This is a genomic window from Tenacibaculum dicentrarchi, from assembly GCF_964036635.1.
Lineage (GTDB): Bacteria > Bacteroidota > Bacteroidia > Flavobacteriales > Flavobacteriaceae > Polaribacter > Polaribacter dicentrarchi.
This window is the reverse complement of sequence record NZ_OZ038524.1, coordinates 2,060,841-2,077,238: the sequence shown is the minus strand read 5'-3', so window position 1 is coordinate 2,077,238 and position 16,398 is coordinate 2,060,841. Positions and strand designations below refer to the sequence as shown.

The 16,398-nt window shown below is 28.6% G+C and carries 19 protein-coding genes; 18 read left to right on the top strand and 1 reads right to left on the bottom strand.

The annotated features are described in order from the left end of the window. Nucleotides 1–43: 43 nt before the first annotated feature. On the top strand, nucleotides 44–1,405 hold the full coding sequence (gene hemN, locus ABNT14_RS08970) for an oxygen-independent coproporphyrinogen III oxidase (protein WP_101902905.1): 1,362 nt from the start codon (nucleotides 44–46) through the stop codon (nucleotides 1,403–1,405). Nucleotides 1,406–1,701: 296 nt separating this feature from the next. Continuing rightward, nucleotides 1,702–2,205: a hypothetical protein gene (locus ABNT14_RS08965; RefSeq protein ID WP_101902904.1), complete on the top strand. Its 504-nt coding sequence runs from the start codon at nucleotides 1,702–1,704 to the stop codon at nucleotides 2,203–2,205. Nucleotides 2,206–2,211: 6 nt separating this feature from the next. On the opposite strand, the gene ABNT14_RS08960 is transcribed toward ABNT14_RS08965, so the two are convergent. Then, complete coding sequence (locus ABNT14_RS08960) at nucleotides 2,212–2,952, bottom strand: helix-turn-helix domain-containing protein (protein WP_101902903.1); 741 nt, start codon at nucleotides 2,950–2,952, stop codon at nucleotides 2,212–2,214. Nucleotides 2,953–3,122: 170 nt separating this feature from the next. On the opposite strand from ABNT14_RS08960, the gene ABNT14_RS08955 reads away from it, so the two are divergent. From ABNT14_RS08955 to ccoG, 16 genes are all read left to right on the top strand, one after another. Next, a complete protein-coding gene (locus tag ABNT14_RS08955; RefSeq protein ID WP_058885585.1) occupies nucleotides 3,123–3,518 on the top strand; it encodes a hypothetical protein in 396 nt (131 codons plus the stop codon). Between the two features lie 32 nt (nucleotides 3,519–3,550). Further along, nucleotides 3,551–4,249 carry a PspA/IM30 family protein gene (locus ABNT14_RS08950; protein WP_058885584.1) on the top strand — a complete coding sequence of 233 codons (699 nt, stop codon included), beginning with the start codon at nucleotides 3,551–3,553 and terminating at the stop codon, nucleotides 4,247–4,249. 159 nt (nucleotides 4,250–4,408) lie between these two features. Then, nucleotides 4,409–4,960, top strand: a complete 552-nt coding sequence (locus ABNT14_RS08945) for a DUF4178 domain-containing protein (protein ID WP_058885583.1) — start codon at nucleotides 4,409–4,411, stop codon at nucleotides 4,958–4,960. 36 nt (nucleotides 4,961–4,996) lie between these two features. After that, nucleotides 4,997–5,791: a hypothetical protein gene (locus ABNT14_RS08940; protein WP_101902902.1), complete on the top strand. Its 795-nt coding sequence runs from the start codon at nucleotides 4,997–4,999 to the stop codon at nucleotides 5,789–5,791. 21 nt (nucleotides 5,792–5,812) lie between these two features. Then, on the top strand, nucleotides 5,813–6,694 hold the full coding sequence (locus ABNT14_RS08935; RefSeq protein ID WP_234984996.1) for a DUF350 domain-containing protein: 882 nt from the start codon (nucleotides 5,813–5,815) through the stop codon (nucleotides 6,692–6,694). Further along, nucleotides 6,682–8,238, top strand: a complete 1,557-nt coding sequence (locus tag ABNT14_RS08930) for a polyamine aminopropyltransferase (protein WP_101902901.1) — start codon at nucleotides 6,682–6,684, stop codon at nucleotides 8,236–8,238. Before ABNT14_RS08935 ends, ABNT14_RS08930 begins: the two co-directional genes overlap by 13 nt. A gap of 2 nt (nucleotides 8,239–8,240) precedes the next feature. Then, on the top strand, nucleotides 8,241–8,546 hold the full coding sequence (locus ABNT14_RS08925; protein ID WP_200809380.1) for an S-adenosylmethionine decarboxylase: 306 nt from the start codon (nucleotides 8,241–8,243) through the stop codon (nucleotides 8,544–8,546). A 115-nt stretch (nucleotides 8,547–8,661) separates the two neighbouring features. Next, nucleotides 8,662–9,306: a hypothetical protein gene (locus tag ABNT14_RS08920; protein WP_101902899.1), complete on the top strand. Its 645-nt coding sequence runs from the start codon at nucleotides 8,662–8,664 to the stop codon at nucleotides 9,304–9,306. Next, nucleotides 9,306–10,097 (top strand): ion transporter, encoded by a 792-nt coding sequence (locus ABNT14_RS08915; RefSeq protein WP_058885578.1) that lies wholly within the window; start codon nucleotides 9,306–9,308, stop codon nucleotides 10,095–10,097. Before ABNT14_RS08920 ends, ABNT14_RS08915 begins: the two co-directional genes overlap by 1 nt. Then, nucleotides 10,094–10,633, top strand: coding sequence for a rhomboid family intramembrane serine protease (locus ABNT14_RS08910; RefSeq protein ID WP_058885577.1), 540 nt, complete (start codon nucleotides 10,094–10,096; stop codon nucleotides 10,631–10,633). Before ABNT14_RS08915 ends, ABNT14_RS08910 begins: the two co-directional genes overlap by 4 nt. Before the next feature lie 37 nt (nucleotides 10,634–10,670). Continuing rightward, nucleotides 10,671–11,021, top strand: a complete 351-nt coding sequence (locus ABNT14_RS08905) for a DUF5713 family protein (protein WP_200809379.1) — start codon at nucleotides 10,671–10,673, stop codon at nucleotides 11,019–11,021. Between the two features lie 194 nt (nucleotides 11,022–11,215). Continuing rightward, the gene (ccoS, locus tag ABNT14_RS08900) at nucleotides 11,216–11,383 is read left to right on the top strand and encodes a cbb3-type cytochrome oxidase assembly protein CcoS (protein ID WP_101902897.1); all 168 of its coding nucleotides are present in this window, start codon (nucleotides 11,216–11,218) and stop codon (nucleotides 11,381–11,383) included. 30 nt (nucleotides 11,384–11,413) lie between these two features. Beyond that, nucleotides 11,414–13,612, top strand: a complete 2,199-nt coding sequence (gene ccoN / locus ABNT14_RS08895) for a cytochrome-c oxidase, cbb3-type subunit I (RefSeq protein WP_101902896.1) — start codon at nucleotides 11,414–11,416, stop codon at nucleotides 13,610–13,612. Nucleotides 13,613–13,617: 5 nt separating this feature from the next. Continuing rightward, nucleotides 13,618–13,785 carry a cytochrome C oxidase subunit IV gene (locus ABNT14_RS08890; RefSeq protein WP_058885574.1) on the top strand — a complete coding sequence of 56 codons (168 nt, stop codon included), beginning with the start codon at nucleotides 13,618–13,620 and terminating at the stop codon, nucleotides 13,783–13,785. A gap of 11 nt (nucleotides 13,786–13,796) precedes the next feature. Further along, nucleotides 13,797–14,897 (top strand): cbb3-type cytochrome c oxidase N-terminal domain-containing protein, encoded by a 1,101-nt coding sequence (locus ABNT14_RS08885; protein ID WP_232113621.1) that lies wholly within the window; start codon nucleotides 13,797–13,799, stop codon nucleotides 14,895–14,897. Nucleotides 14,898–14,937: 40 nt separating this feature from the next. After that, nucleotides 14,938–16,359 carry a cytochrome c oxidase accessory protein CcoG gene (ccoG, locus tag ABNT14_RS08880; protein ID WP_101902895.1) on the top strand — a complete coding sequence of 474 codons (1,422 nt, stop codon included), beginning with the start codon at nucleotides 14,938–14,940 and terminating at the stop codon, nucleotides 16,357–16,359. Nucleotides 16,360–16,398 lie beyond the last annotated feature (39 nt).

Below are 16,398 nucleotides of genomic sequence, written 5' to 3'. Positions count from 1 at the left end.
AATTTTTTAGGCTAATTAAGCTGATATTTTAAAAAAAAGACACATGAATTCACTGATACAAAAATACAATATTCCAGGACCTCGATATACGAGTTATCCAACGGTTCCTTATTGGGAAAATGAAACTTTTTCTAAAGATAAATGGATTGAAACTTTTAAAAAATCGTTTATAGAAAGTAATTCATCCGAAGGAATTAGTGTGTATATTCACCTGCCTTTTTGTGAGAGTATTTGTACTTTTTGTGCCTGTCATAAACATATTACAAAAAGACATGAAGTAGAAGAAGATTATATGGATACCGTTTTAAAAGAATGGAATTTATATACCAATTTAGTAGATGAAACGCCAATTATCAAGGAGATTCATTTAGGTGGCGGAACACCTACTTTTTTTTCAAAAGAAAACTTAAAGAAGTTAATTGATGGTTTATTTATCAACGCTAAAAAACATCCGAAGCATGAATTTAGTTTTGAAGGACATCCGAATAATACCACAAAAGCACAATTACAAACCTTGTTTGATGTTGGTTTTACAAGAGTAAGTTACGGCGTGCAAGATTATAATATAAAGGTACAAGAAGCAATACACAGAGTACAGCCTTTTGAAAATGTTGAAAAAGCAACTATTTGGGCAAGAGAAATAGGATATACATCTATCAGTCACGATTTAATTTTCGGATTGCCATTTCAAACCAAAGAAAATGTAATTCATACCATTAATAAAACCAAAGAATTACAGCCTGATAGAATTTCATTTTACAGTTACGCACATGTTCCGTGGGTAAAAGGTGTTGGGCAGAGAGGTTTTAATGAGAAAGATTTACCAAAGAATGAAGAAAAACGTGAATTATACGAAATAGGGAAGGAGCTATTTGCCGAAATGGGGTACGTTGAAATAGGAATGGATCATTTTGCGTTAAAAACGGATAGTTTATATAAAGCAACTCAGGAAAAAACATTGCATCGTAATTTTATGGGTTATACTGCCAATAAAACACAATTAATGATTGGTTTAGGAATGTCGTCAATTTCTGATTCTTGGTACGGATTTGCACAGAATGTAAAAACGGTAAAAGAATATCAAAAAATAGTGAACGAAGGAGAAATTCCTGTTTTTAGAGGACATATTTTATCTGAAGAAGATTTAATTATCCGAAAGCATATTTTAAATATTATGTGTCATTTTACCACTTCGTGGGATGCTGAAAATTTAAAGGTTAAAGGTATTGAAATCCTTTTAGAAAAATTACAAGAAATGCAGGCTGATGGATTGGTTTTTATCGATGGAAATACTCTAACAGTTCCTGAAAAAGCAAGACCTTATGTACGAAATATTTGTATGGCGTTTGATAAGCGTTTACATAATAATAAGCCCGAAACAAAATTGTTTTCGATGACAATTTAGGAGCTTTTATACTTATAAAACAAAGAAGTGTGAAACCAAGGCTTGATAAAACAAGCCTTAGTTTAAAAAAAAGGATTTATATAGTTTATTTCTTATGACACCCTTCACAATATTCATAATACGTAAACTAATTCCTTTAATTATTTTTTATTGAACGTTCTTTTTTAACAAATAAATAACTTTTTTGTGAAAACAATTATTTACTTCGCTATAAGTGTTTTATATCAATTAAATTCCATTTTTTAGTTGTCAAATAGTTTACAATGTGTTAAATGAAAAAAATTAATACTTATTAGTTGTACCTTTGTTTAGATTACGATGCAAATATCGTATTATTTTCCGTTTATGAAAATAATTTACGTATTATTTTACGAATAAATATGGTAGCGAGTAGGATTAAAATATTTATAAGATTTAAAGGGGTGGCTGTTAGTAAGTTAGAGCGAATTATTGGTGCTAGTGATGGTACTTTACGTAATGCTTTAAAGAAAGGAACAGAAATTAATTCAAAATGGCTCGGATCAATTTCCGATAATTTTCCTGATTTAAATTTTAATTGGTTAATTACAGGTAAAGGTAATATGCTTTTAACTGATGAACCTTTAAGTTTAGAAGAGATTAAAAATGAAAAGATACTCGATTATATTTTAGTAAATATAGATGATTTTAAAAAAGAACCTAAAATAAATGCAATAATGGGTTTGTTTTCTAATTTTGAACAGCAAAAAGATTGTCAAAAATTATATGATAAAATTAGAGCTTATGAATGTTTATTAAAGGAGAACAAAAATAAAGAGTAAATTAAACTATTTTGATAATCGTTTTAGTTCGGTATTTAATTCATTTAATTGATTTTCTAATTTAGAAGTAAATTCTGGATACCTTTTTAAAAATACATAAGATATTTTCCAAAAATCAATATTAGTTTCATGAGGTATTATTATTGGAGGTATGTTTACATGGTCGGCTGATAAATAATAATTAGTACCGTCAGTGTTGTAACGTCTAATAAATAACATATCATTAGCTAATGTAATTACTACATCTCCTTTAATTAAATCTTCAGAAATGGTTTTTTCTCCAATTACAATATCTTCAGGAAATAATCCTTCTTCATTAGATACCATAAATAAATTAGTTACTGTAAATGCTAATAATTGAGAGTTTGAAGGTATAGGTAATTTAATAACAGGTAAGTTTTGATAGCTTTTTGTTGTTTTAAAATTATCTATAAACATTTTACTATTCAGTGAATTTACAAACGGAATATCAGTAAAACTAGCTTTTATAACTTGATTTATATCTGTCGTAATCCCTTCATTAAAGCTTAATAATTGATTTACAGTAATGTTTTTAGTAAGAATATCATCTATTGATATGCTAAAATAATTAGCAATCTTTATGATGGTATCAATTTTCGGTTCACTACGTTCTTCTTCGTAAGCACCTAGTGTACCTCTTTTTAGAGAGAATATATCTGCAAAAGCTTGTTGACTAAGTCCTTTTACACTTCGTATTTTTTTTATGTTTTTTCCAAAAAACGACATAGTTTGCTAATTTTATTTGCAAATAACTTAAATAGTATTATATTTGACAAGTCAAAAGTACTAAAATTAGCTAGTAAAATTAGTTAGTTCTAAAATGATTAGCAATAATTCTGAAAAACTAAAAAATAGTACAATTATATGTTTAAGAAATTTGTAAAAGAATAAAATAGATGAAAAAACAATTTAACATTATTAAAAATTACTTGTTAGAGTTAAACTATAATATTACTCATGAAGACCATGAAAAAGGTATTTTAATGATTCAGAATGAAAATGAAGGAATTAATAATCTGATTATAGGAATTGCAAATCCAATTTTAATTATTGAACAATATATTTTTGAAATCAGAAATTTTGATGAAAATATTTTTCAACAATTATTACAAAAAAATAGAGACATCGTTCACGGTGCTTTTGTTTTAGATGAAACGGGTACTAAAGTAATTTTTAGAGATACCTTACAAATTGAAAATCTTGATTTAAACGAATTAGAAGGTTCTATAAACTCATTAAGTTTATTATTAAGTGAATATTCAGAAAACATTATTCAGTTTTCTAAAGCATAATTAAAAAATCAAACTAAAAAAACATATATAAAATGAATATATTTAAAAGATTATTTAACGTAGGAAAAGCAGAGGCAAATTCAGCAATTGATAAAATGGAGAACCCTATCAAAATGACTGAGCAAGGAATTAAAGATATGAAAAATGACTTAACACAAGCATTAGAAGGTCTTGCACAAGTAAAAGCTATGTTAATTCGTTCTCAGAATGATAAAACTCAATTTGAAAGGAAAGCTAAAGATTATCAAAATAAAGCCATGTTAATTTTACAAAAGGCAGGAAAAGGTGAACTTGCTTCTGAAGATGCAGACCGTTTAGCAACAGAAGCATTGGTTAAAAAAGAAGAAAATACAGAGCATGTTAATCGTTGTACTATTGAGGTTACTAATTTTTCAAAATCAGTATCTCAACTAGAAGCAAATGTTAATAGTTTAAAAAATAACATTAGTAAATGGGAAAACGAATTAAAAACACTTAAAGCTCGTGTAAAAGTATCGAAAGCTACTAAGAATTTAAACAAACAAATGGCTGCTATCGATAGTTCTAGTACTGTAAATATGCTAGAAAAAATGAAAGAAAAAGTATCTGAAGAAGAAGCTTTAGCTGAAGCTTATGGAGATATTGCTAACGAATCAAAAAGTATTGATGATGAGCTAGACAAAGCATTAGGTACTAAAAAAACAAGTGCAGCAAATAATCTTGAAGAATTAAAAAAACAAATGGGATTGTAAAATTACTTAAAACTAATTTTAATAATTTTATTTGATAAATTAAGCGTTTCTTTATTTTTAAAGAAGCGCTTAATTGTTAAAAAAGGTTACGTAAAAATAATTTTAGCAACATAATTTTACTTTTAAGAAACATTATATTAATTTTATAGAAAAAAATATATGGGAATACTTGATTTTTTTAAGAAAAAAGAAACAGAAAGACATTTTGATCCAACGAATATTACAATTAGAGATTTAGGAAAAGGATATATTTTTGAATATGCCATCGAAACTTGGACGGTAACCGCTTTATTCGAATACGATTGGGGCGATAATTATTTTACTCGTGAATTTGTTATCAAAAATGGAACTACGGAAAAGTTTTTACATCTTGAAGATGATGGAGGTTTAGTAGTTACTTTATCAGAAAAAATAAAACTAAGAAAATTAGGTGAAACGGTCTGTGATTATATTGATGAAAATCAAAAACCACCTAAAAAAATTGATTTTGAAGGAACTCGTTATTTTTTAGATGAAAAATCACCAGGTTTTTGTAAAGAACTAGACGCTTCAGAGTGGGAAGAATTAATTTCTTATGATTATTTAGATGAAGATGAACAAAAAACACTTTGTATAGAACAGTACGGAGAAGATGAATTTGAGGTAACTAAAGGGATTATTATTAGTGAACTTGCTGTTTCTAATATATTACCTGTTGCAGATACTTATTAATATTAAAATACTAAATTTGGTATCAAATTAATTACAATGAAAATATTCCAAACATTAATTATTTCAAGCATACTACTACTTATAGTTTCTTGTGGAGCAGAACGAAAAAAATATCTTAAATCTCCTTTAGATGAAATTATTACTACTTATATTGATGTAGAAAATTACAGCGTTATTTTAACAGATATGGATTATAAAGAAGATAGCGATGCTTATTTTCATAAATATAAAATTATCCTTGAAAAAAATAATAAAACAACTAAACCGACTGAAGATGATTTTGATATAAAACGTACCGATTGGAAAAAAGTTTCTGCAATCACTTTTGAAGAGCATCAAAAAGATTTAGGAATGACTGTTTTATCAAAGAAAAATGGTGTTTTAGATAAAAAATCGACTCCTGCAGGTTATAATAATTATGTAGGTAATCAAAAATACGGAAGTTGGGAAAGACAAAGTAACGGTTCGTCTTTTTGGGCATTTTATGGACAGTATCATTTTATGAGTAGCCTTTTAGGTGGGGCTAATCGTTACGGAAGAAGTGATTATGATTATTATAGAACTAATAACCGAGGAAGAACTAGTTATTACGGAAGAAATAATACCTACGGAACATCATCAACAGGAAATACTAGTAGTACTTGGAATTCTAAACCTCAGTCATTTAAAGATAAAGTAAGAACCAATGTAAAAAGAAGTGCTACTTCTTTAAGGTCGAAAGGATATAGTTCTAGTAAAAGTTATGGAAGTTCTAGCCGAACAACAAGAAATAGCAACAGATATAGTAGTTCAAGTTCTTCTCGCTCTAGAAGTGGAGGATATGGTAAATAATTGTATAAAATGCTCGTAAACATGAATCAATACATTAATGAATATATAAATATTATAGAAATATATCATTCCTTAGGATATATTATAAGTGGATTTATCATTTTTATCCTTGGAAAAATAGCGTATAAAATGCTACATCCAAGCATCAATATTCAAGATGAATTAGTTGAAAAAGATAATTTTGCATTTATTATTTCTTATGTCGGATATTTTACAGCCTTAATTATTGTTATTGGTGGTGCTATTATTGGCGAAAGTTATGGTTTTATAACTGATATTCAGCATATTTTTATCTACGGAATAATTGCTATAGCGTTATTGCTTTTATCTGTTTGGATTAGCAATAAAGTAATTTTAAATAAGTTCGATTTAAAAAAAGAAATTATTACTGATGAAAATGAAGGTGCAGGTGTTATTGAAGCATCAATTTATATTGCAAACGGACTTATTTTATATGGTGCTTTAATTGGTGAATCTGAAACATTAATATCAGGTATTTTAACTTTCTTAATTTATTGGATTATAGGAAATATAGTACTTATAATTGGTTCTAAAGTATTTATTGCTTGGATGGGATATGATATTCATAATCAAATAGAAAAAGACAATGTTGCTGCTGGAGTTAGTTTTTCGGGTGCTATACTTGCTATTGGAATTATCACAATGAATGCAATTTTAGACCCATTTTTAGACTGGACAACAACGCTTATCGATATTAGTTTACAAACATTATTAGGCTGTTTATTATTACCAGTAATGCGTCTTTTTGCAGATAAAATTTTATTACCAGGAAGAAAACTTACAGATGAAATTATCAATCAAGAAAAACCAAATATTGGTGCAGGTTTAATGGAAGCTTTTGCTTACATCGGAGCTGCTATATTAATTACATGGAGTATTTAAAACAAAATTCTTTTGTATTAAAAGCTGCTATTTTTGCCACAGGATTTGCAGGAATAGTAGCAGAATACACTTTATCGACCTTAGCAACTTATTTTATTGGAAATTCAATTTTTCAGTGGACGATGATTGTTTCCCTGATGCTTTTTTGCATGGGTTTAGGTAGTCGATTGAGTAAATTAATTAAAAAAAACTTAATTCAAAATTTTTTAATTTTAGAAATATCACTTTCTTTAATTGTCGCATTTTCATCGGTGTTGGTTTATACCTTGGCTTCGGTAAGTGATTATTATGGATTTGTCATTTATTCTTTGAGTATGCTTATTGGATTACTTATCGGGTTAGAAATTCCGTTAGTTGTTCGGATAAATAAAGAATACGAAGATTTAAAAAGTAATATCTCCTCTATTTTAGAAAAAGATTACTATGGAAGTCTTATCGGAGGTGTATTTTTTGCTTTTATCGGCTTGCCGATATTAGGTTTAGCATACACACCTTTTGTATTAGGAATTATTAATTTTTTAGTAGCCTTAATTGTTTTTTATCGCTTTAAAGAAAAAATAAATAAGCGTAAAATTATTCGTTTAAAAGCAGTTTTAGTAGTTGTTTTTGGGCTTTTAATGACAGGTATTTCATTTACAAAACCGATTATTCAATGGGGAGAACAAAAGAAATATAAAGACAAAGTTATTTATGCTGAACAAACAGAATATCAGAAAATTGTAGTAACCGAATGGAAAAATGAACATTGGTTATATTTAAACGGAAATTTGCAATTTTGTTCTATTGATGAAAAAATGTATCATGAACCATTGGTACATCCGATTATGCAATTACATCCAAATCCGCAACGAATATTAATTTTGGGTGGTGGTGATGGTTGTGCCGTTCGTGAAATATTAAAATACCCAAGTGTTGAAAAAATTGATATGGTCGATTTAGACCCGAAAATGACAGATTTAGGGCTGAATCATCCTGTGTTACAGAAAATCAACAAAAAAAGTATGAAAAATGATAAATTGAGTATTTTTAACAAAGATGCTTATATTCATTTAGAACAAAATAAAGGTGATTTTTACGATATCATTATTATTGATTTACCAGACCCTAGAAATATTGAATTAGGAAGATTGTATTCACATGAATTTTATTCACTTTGTAACAGAAAATTAAGACCTAACGGATTAATTATTACACAAGCAGGAAGTCCGTATTTTGCAACAAATGCCTATAATTGTATTGGTAAAACAATTGCCTCGGCTGGTTTTAATACGGTAAAACTTCATAATCAAGTATTATCAATGGGAGAATGGGGCTGGATACTTGGAACAAAAAATAAGAATATTAGTTCGAATCAATTAAAAGATAAATTACGAAAAATTGAATTCAAAAATGTTAAAACCAATTGGATAAATAACGAAGCAATGCAATTGATAACATCTTTTGGAAAAGAGTTTTTTAATTCTAAAGATAGTATTGAAGTTAATAAAGTACACAATCCCGTTCTTTATAAATATTATTTAAACGGTAATTGGGATTTATATTAATTATGAATACATCTTACAAACATATAGAAGCAAATATATACAGTCATAAAATTTGGGATAGTTGTACTGTTCCAAAAGTGCTAAAAACAAGGTATGAATGCTTATTAAAAGAGGCTGGTTTTACAATTATTCTTTTTAATGAACATTATTTTCCTGAGCAAGGATATACCTGTTTTTGGTTATTAGGCGAAAGTCATTTAGCAATACATACGTTTCCTGAAAGTGGTAAAAGTTATATTGAATTGAGTAGTTGTAGTAAAGAAAAGCTAGATTTATTTATCAATAAAATAAATCATATAGATGCATAAAAAAATAACAAAATCACTACCTATAAATTTAAAAATCCGATTGCTTTATAGAGGGTTTTCTACAATTTTTATACTTATTCTTCTTTATTTTAGTTTTTTATCGCTTAAATCTAATATGAAAAATATTGATTTTAGAGAGTGTTTTTATTTGAATATTAATACAAACGAAACAAAAGCAACTATTACAGAAGTATATTTTACAGATATAGAAGACGACCAATTTCAAGCAATGGTAAAAGCCTATGAATTTGAATATACTATTGATAAAGAATATCATAGATGGGTATCTTATAATTCTACAGCTAATTTAAAAATAGGTGATGAGGTAAAGATTATTTATAATATTGAAAAACCTACATATAGTGTTATTAAAAATTTTGATTACATACCTAATGGAAATCCATTTTTTTATTATTTGATATTTCCATTAATTACCTTATTTATTTTTAGATTATATATTCGAAACACCGTAAAAGAAATTACAATTTTAAGTAATGGTATTATTACTGAAGGACGATATTTGGGGAAAGAACTCTATTTTTCTAATAATGTAAAAGGTAAATATAGTTATCGAATTAAATTTGCTTATTTTTCTGAGGATAAAGAAATAGAATATGCAACCACTTGTTTAGGTACTATAAAAAAAATTAGAACTAAAAAAGTATGGATAATCTATCATAAAAATAATCCTAAAAAAGCATTAGTAGTAAATAGTTTACCAAAATCAATTGCTAAACATATTAAGAAAAATTGGGTTTAATGAAAAAAAAAGTGCGTAATTTTATTAATAAAAACAAGTATTTTGTAAAGTTTATTTATGCACTTATTGTGTTGAATATTATTGTTTTAATTCTAGAATCTTATCATGAATTAAATATAAAATATAGGTCTTTTTTTCATCTTTTTGAACTGTTTTCGGTAACGGTATTTACTATTGAATATTTTATCAGAATTTGGGTTTCTGATATTACAAAAGAAGATAAAACAGAACGTTTAAACTTTGCTTTTTCTACTGCAGGAATTATCGATTTAATAGCAATACTTCCTTTTTATTTACCATTATTTTTTCCTTTTGATTTAGCAATTATACGTATTCTTCGTTTATTCAGGTTGTTACGAATTTTTAAATTAGGTAGATATTCAAGCTCCTTAAAAACCATAAAATATATATTTAAGGAAACAAAAGCAGAGTTGTCTATTACTATTTTTGTAACTTTTGTTTTAATGGTTTTATCCTCTACGCTTATGTATCATATAGAACATGATGACCAGCCAGAAAAATTTGCAAGTATTGGCGATGCTTTTTGGTGGGCAGTAGCAACATTAACCACCGTTGGATATGGTGATGTGTATCCTGTAACGCCTTGGGGTAAATTATTAGGCGGTGTTATTGCCTTAATCGGAATTGGTTTTGTAGCACTTCCAACAGGAATTATTAGTTCGGCTTTTATTGATAAAATTCAATCTGAAAAACAGCTAAAAAAATCCGAAGAAAAAATTAAAGAAAAAAAATGTAATTGTCCACATTGTGGAAAAAATATTAATGTATGATTTCTAAAAAACACAAATATACTATTCAATTAATAGTCTTTTTATATGTTGTTCATGCTGTAAGTTTTTTTATTCCTATTACTCAATTCGGAATTATACCACGTACTTTTAATGGATTAATAGGTGTTTTTACATCCCCTTTTTTACATGGTGGAATTTGGCATTTAATTTCAAATACACTTCCTTTAATTGTTTTATTAACAGTGCTTAATTTTTTTTATCCGAAGAAAACATTATCTGTAATAATATTTACAATTTTAGTTGGAGGAATGCTTGTTTGGTTATTTGCTAGAAATGCAAATCATATTGGAGCTAGTGGACTTATATATGGTCTTGCTTCATTTTTAATAGCAAATGGTATTTTAGAACGAAAATTTATTCCCATACTTGTTTCTATTACGGTAGCTGTTGTTTATGGTGGATTAATTTGGGGATTAGTTCCATCTTTAAAAAGTCATATTTCATGGGAAGGGCATCTTTTTGGTGCTGTAGCAGGTATTCTTTCTGCATTTTTATTGAAGAATAAACAATATTAATATTGATTACTTTAGCCGATAAATTAAAAAATATATAATGAAAGTAGAAGAGTTAAAAAATAAAAAAGCACAAGAATATAACTTTTTAAAAGATATGTATTCTGATAATTTTTTTCCTGATTTTTTAGTAGATAAATGTAAAGATATTTTATTGAATTTTTGTAAAGAAATTGAATTTAAAAGTATAGTAAACTTAGAAGATTTATATAAATTAGGAGAAAAATATGTTGAAGAACTTAATGAACTTCAAGATGAATTTTACAAAAATGAAAGTGAAATTGAAACTGTAGCTAGAGAATCAATAATGTCTGATTTTGAAAATATTTCAAAAATATATGGATATGAAAATGCTGATATTGAAATATTAGCAGGAAATAGAGATTGGTAAAAATAAACATAAATAACACATCAAAAAACCTCTTAAAAAGAGGTTTTTTCTTTTAATAATATTAGGTTTTTTAACTTTATTTTTTAGTTAGAATACTTTTTTATAAAATGCTAAATAAATCTTAAAACATGATAAATATCATATTTTAATAAGACCTTCAAAACTAAATTTGTACTACAATTATCAGGCAAGATATGAGCGTTATTTATTTACTACTTACACTAAGCATCTTAGTGGCATTAATTTTTTTTATTGCATTTATTGTTTCAGTAAAAAATGGACAGTACGATGATTCGTACACCCCGTCAGTTCGTATGCTTTTTGATGACGAATTGATTAAAGAAGAAACAAAAAAACAATAATTAACAATAGATATTAAATTCAATTAAATTATGGAAATGCAACAATTTTATTACGATAACAAAATCGTAAAAAAATTCATTTACGCCACACTACTTTGGGGAATCGTAGGTTTCTCGGTAGGTTTATTATTGGCATTAATGTTTTTATTCCCAAATATTACAGAAGGAATTTCATGGTTGAGTTTTGGGCGTTTACGTCCGTTACATACCAATGCAGTGATTTTTGCTTTTGTAGGGAATGCTATTTATGCAGGAGTTTACTACTCGTTACAACGATTACTAAAAGCACGGATGGCGAGTAACTTTTTAAGTAATTTTAATTTCTGGGGATGGCAGGCAATTATTGTCGCAGCAGCAATTACACTTCCTTTAGGATATACAAGTTCTAAAGAATATGCCGAATTAGAATGGCCTATTGATATCGCAATTGCACTTGTTTGGGTTGCCTTTGGTGTAAACATGATTTGGACAATATTACAAAGAAGACAGCGTCATTTATATGTAGCTATTTGGTTTTATTTAGGAACTTTTGTAACAGTTGCAGTATTACACATATTTAATAGTTTAGCTTTACCTGTTGGGTTTTTAAAATCATATTCAGTATATGCAGGTGTGCAAGATGCATTAGTACAATGGTGGTACGGACATAATGCAGTAGCATTTTTCTTAACAACACCGTTTTTAGGATTGATGTATTATTTTGTTCCTAAGGCAGCAAACAGACCGGTATATTCTTATCGATTATCAATTGTTCACTTTTGGTCGTTAATATTTATTTATATCTGGGCAGGACCTCACCATTTATTATATACAGCTTTACCAACTTGGGCTCAAAATTTAGGAGTTGCATTTTCAATAATGTTATTAGCGCCGTCTTGGGGTGGAATGATAAACGGATTATTAACACTTCGTGGTGCTTGGGATAAAGTACGTACCGATCCTGTTTTAAAGTTTATGGTAGTTGCAATTACTGGTTACGGTATGGCTACTTTTGAAGGACCAATGTTATCTTTAAAAAATGTAAATGCAATTGCACATTTTTCTGATTGGATTATTGCACACGTACACGTTGGTGCATTAGCATGGAATGGTTTCTTTACCTTCGGGATGATTTACTGGATGGTACCAAGGTTATTTAAAACAAAATTATATTCTACAGCTTTAGCAAATTTTCACTTTTGGATAGGTACTTTAGGAATTATCATGTACACACTACCGATGTATGTTGCAGGATTTGTACAAGCATCAATGTGGAAACAATTCAATCCTGATGGAACATTAGCGTATGGTAACTTTTTGGAAACAGTAGCCGAAATAATTCCAATGTATTGGATGCGTGCTATTGGAGGAAGTATGTTTATTGCAGGAGCATTAGTGATGATTTACAATATGGTAAGAACCATAAAATCTGGTAGTGAAGTTACTGACGATTTAGCCGAAGCAGCACCATTAACAAAAGTATCTAAGCACAGAACTAAAGGAGAAGCATGGCACACTTGGTTAGAAAGAAAACCAATTAAATTAACTATTTATGCAACTGTTGCTATTTTAATAGGTGGTTTAGTTCAAATTGTACCAACTATATTAGTAAAATCAAACATACCAACTATATCGAGTGTAAAACCATATTCACCGCTAGAATTAGAAGGGCGTGACCTTTATATTAGAGAAGGATGTGTAGGATGTCACTCTCAAATGGTACGACCATTTAGATCAGAAGTTGAGCGATATGGTGAATACTCTAAAGCAGGAGAGTTTGTCTATGATCACCCATTTTTATGGGGTTCTAAACGTACAGGACCAGATTTACATAGGCTTGGAAGTAAGTATTCTGATAGCTGGCACTTAAATCATATGTATGACCCTCAAAGTACTTCTCCAGGTTCAATAATGCCATCATATAAATGGATTGTTAGAAATAAGTTAGACAAAAGTAGTACTGAAGATAAAATGAGAGTTATGGTAACTTTAGGAGTTCCTTATACTGAGCAAGAAATAGCAAATGCGCAAGCTAGTATGGATGCACAAGGTGCTAAAATTCAAGAAAACTTACATCAAGATCCTGATTTTGCTAAAAATTATGCTTCTGACAAGAAATATGCGAAAGAAAACGGACAAGAATTTATCGAAATGAAAGATAGAGAAATTGTCGCTTTAATCTCTTATTTACAACGTTTAGGTACTGATATTAAAGTAAAAGATGTTCAAAAACAACTAAGTAAAAAATAGAAAAGATGTTAAAATTCGTAAAAAATCATATGGATAGCATTGCTGGTATTGAAATATACCCTTTGATTTCATTAACAATATTCTTTACATTTTTTGTGGTGTTATTTTGGTGGGTATTTACCGCTAAAAAAGAATACATAAGTAAGGTAAGCGATTTACCTTTAAACGACTAAAACAAATTATTATGAAAAAATATATACAATCAATAGTATCTTTTCTTTTTGTTTTTTCAATGCCGTTTATATTAGCAGTGGCATTTAAGGCATACAAAGAACCTTTTAATTTTTTAGAAAATCCAATAGTTTGGTATATTACAATAGGTTTAGGTTTGGTAGTTCTTCTAAAAGAAGTGTTATCTAATACCTTAATAAATAAGGTGAATGATGCAATGCCAAAGAATTATACAAGAGTTCAATCGGCAATATCATTTTTATTTATCTTTTTAACACCATTTGCATTAGCTAAAGCAATTAGTTCATATGAAAATCCTTATAATATTTTAGAAAATCCATTAGTTTGGCTTGGAATTATAGCCTTCGGATTGGTTGTTTTAGCAAAAGAAGCTTTAACAATAATAGGTGTTAAAAAAGTTGAAGAAATAGCAATGATTAAAGCAGGAATTAATCCTGATGAAGTAGATCATTTTGCTTGGGCAAGAAAATTAATATCTAAATGGACTAAAGCAAAAGCTATAGAAGAAGAAGCTGAAATTGTTTTAGACCATAATTATGATGGAATTAGGGAGTTAGACAATACCTTACCACCATGGTGGGTAGGATTATTTTATATCTCAATTATTTTTGCTGTAGTTTATCTAGTACGTTTTGAAGTTTTAGATGGATATACACAAGTAATGGAATATGAAGAGTCTATTGCACTTGCTAAAAAAGAATTAGAAGCTTATAAATCAACTTCAAAAGAAGCTGTTATTGATGCTGAAACTGTTACTGTTTTAACTTCTGAAAGTGATTTAAAAAGAGGTAAAGCAGTCTTTAATTTAAACTGTGCAGCATGTCATATTGCTGATGGTGGTGGAGGTATTGGACCTAACTTAACCGATAAATATTGGATTTTAGGTGGAGGTATTAAAAATGTATTTACCACTATTACTAATGGAGGTAGAGATGGAAAAGGAATGGTTGCTTGGGGTAAAACTTTAAAACCTAAAGATATTCAAAAAGTAGCAAGTTATATTATGTCTTTCCAAGGAACAACACCTGCAAACCCAAAAGCACCACAAGGAGAATTACATAAAGAGGAGCCTGCTCCTGTAGTTGTTGAATAAAAGACAAAATAAGTATAATTGATTTTTTTAATAGTTGATAATGGAAACACCCAAGAACGAACAATTTAGAGATAGTATAGGTACCATCAATAAAGAAGGTAAGCGTGCTTGGGTGTATCCTAAAAAACCAAGCGGACGATTTTATAAATACAGGTCGTATGTTAGTTATTTTTTATTACTACTATTATTAGCTGCACCATTTGTGAAAATTAACGGAAATCAGTTTTTATTATTCAATGTAATAAAGCGAAAATTTAATATTTTTGGATTCCCTTTTTGGCCACAAGATTTTCATTTATTAGTAGTTTCTATGATTGTGGGCGTGGTGTTTATTATTTTATTTACCGTTGTTTTTGGGCGCATTTTCTGCGGATGGATTTGTCCGCAAACCATCTTTTTAGAAATGGTTTTTAGAAAAATTGAATATTGGATTGATGGCGATAGAGGGAAACAAATTCGCTTAGAAAAACAAGCCTGGAATGCCGAAAAAATAAAAAAACGACTTTTAAAATGGTGCATCTTTTTTATCATTTCATTTTTAATAGCTAATGTGTTTTTAGCCTATTTAATAGGAGGCGATACTGTAATTGAATACGCAACAGGTAATCCGTTAGATAATACAAGTACGTTAATTTCATTATTGATTTTTACAGCTGTTTTTTACTTTATTTTTGCATGGTTTAGAGAGCAAGTATGTGTTATTGCTTGTCCTTACGGAAGATTACAAGGAGTTTTGTTAGATAATAAAACAATTAATGTAGCCTATGACCATGTACGAGGAGAAGGTGAAAAAGGACGTGGAAAATTTAGTAAAAAAGAAGACAGAGCAACTACAGGAAAAGGAGATTGTATTGACTGTGCTCAATGTGTAAATGTATGTCCTACAGGAATCGATATTAGAAACGGAACACAATTAGAATGTGTAAACTGTACCGCATGTATTGATGAGTGTGACCATATGATGGAAAAAGTAGGTTTACCAAAAGGGTTGATTCGTTTTGCAAGTGAAGAAAATATTGAAAAGAAAACACCTTTTCAATTTACCGCTAGAATGAAAGGATATACAGCTGTTTTAGGAATTTTAATAGCTGTTTTAATAGGAATGTTATTTTTAAGAAATGACGTAGAAGCTACTATTTTACGATTACCAGGGCGATTATACGAACATAAAAAAAATGACATAATTAGTAATGTTTATACCTTTAAGGTTATTAATAAAACAACCAAACAAATTGATAATGTAACGTATAAATTACTTTCTCATAAAGGGACGATAAAAACAGTAACCCAAAAGGCTTTTGAAATTCCAAGGCAAGGATTAGCAGAAGGAACCTTATTTATTGAAATGCACCAAGCAGAAATGGAAGATGAAAAAGTACATCTCAGAATTGGTGTTTATAGTGGCGATAAATTAATAGAAACCACAAAAACTAACTTTTTAGGACCAAGAAGTTATCGATAGCTATTATAGCTAACTAAAAATACAAATAAAGTAAGTTGT

Bases quoted from the DNA above. Each gene is read 5' to 3' on its own strand.
- ccoS (WP_101902897.1), top strand. From the start codon at position 11,216: ATGAGCGTTATTTATTTACTACTTACACTAAGCATCTTAGTGGCATTA.
- ccoG (WP_101902895.1), top strand. From the start codon at position 14,938: ATGGAAACACCCAAGAACGAACAATTTAGAGATAGTATAGGTACCATC.
- ccoN (WP_101902896.1), top strand. From the start codon at position 11,414: ATGGAAATGCAACAATTTTATTACGATAACAAAATCGTAAAAAAATTC.
- ABNT14_RS08885 (WP_232113621.1), top strand. From the start codon at position 13,797: ATGAAAAAATATATACAATCAATAGTATCTTTTCTTTTTGTTTTTTCA.
- ABNT14_RS08925 (WP_200809380.1), top strand. From the start codon at position 8,241: ATGAATACATCTTACAAACATATAGAAGCAAATATATACAGTCATAAA.
- hemN (WP_101902905.1), top strand. From the start codon at position 44: ATGAATTCACTGATACAAAAATACAATATTCCAGGACCTCGATATACG.
- ABNT14_RS08910 (WP_058885577.1), top strand. From the start codon at position 10,094: ATGATTTCTAAAAAACACAAATATACTATTCAATTAATAGTCTTTTTA.
- ABNT14_RS08905 (WP_200809379.1), top strand. From the start codon at position 10,671: ATGAAAGTAGAAGAGTTAAAAAATAAAAAAGCACAAGAATATAACTTT.
- ABNT14_RS08930 (WP_101902901.1), top strand. From the start codon at position 6,682: ATGGAGTATTTAAAACAAAATTCTTTTGTATTAAAAGCTGCTATTTTT.
- ABNT14_RS08920 (WP_101902899.1), top strand. From the start codon at position 8,662: ATGAAAAATATTGATTTTAGAGAGTGTTTTTATTTGAATATTAATACA.
- ABNT14_RS08945 (WP_058885583.1), top strand. From the start codon at position 4,409: ATGGGAATACTTGATTTTTTTAAGAAAAAAGAAACAGAAAGACATTTT.
- ABNT14_RS08960 (WP_101902903.1), bottom strand. From the start codon at position 2,952: ATGTCGTTTTTTGGAAAAAACATAAAAAAAATACGAAGTGTAAAAGGA.
- ABNT14_RS08940 (WP_101902902.1), top strand. From the start codon at position 4,997: ATGAAAATATTCCAAACATTAATTATTTCAAGCATACTACTACTTATA.
- ABNT14_RS08955 (WP_058885585.1), top strand. From the start codon at position 3,123: ATGAAAAAACAATTTAACATTATTAAAAATTACTTGTTAGAGTTAAAC.
- ABNT14_RS08915 (WP_058885578.1), top strand. From the start codon at position 9,306: ATGAAAAAAAAAGTGCGTAATTTTATTAATAAAAACAAGTATTTTGTA.
- ABNT14_RS08950 (WP_058885584.1), top strand. From the start codon at position 3,551: ATGAATATATTTAAAAGATTATTTAACGTAGGAAAAGCAGAGGCAAAT.
- ABNT14_RS08935 (WP_234984996.1), top strand. From the start codon at position 5,813: ATGAATCAATACATTAATGAATATATAAATATTATAGAAATATATCAT.
- ABNT14_RS08890 (WP_058885574.1), top strand. From the start codon at position 13,618: ATGTTAAAATTCGTAAAAAATCATATGGATAGCATTGCTGGTATTGAA.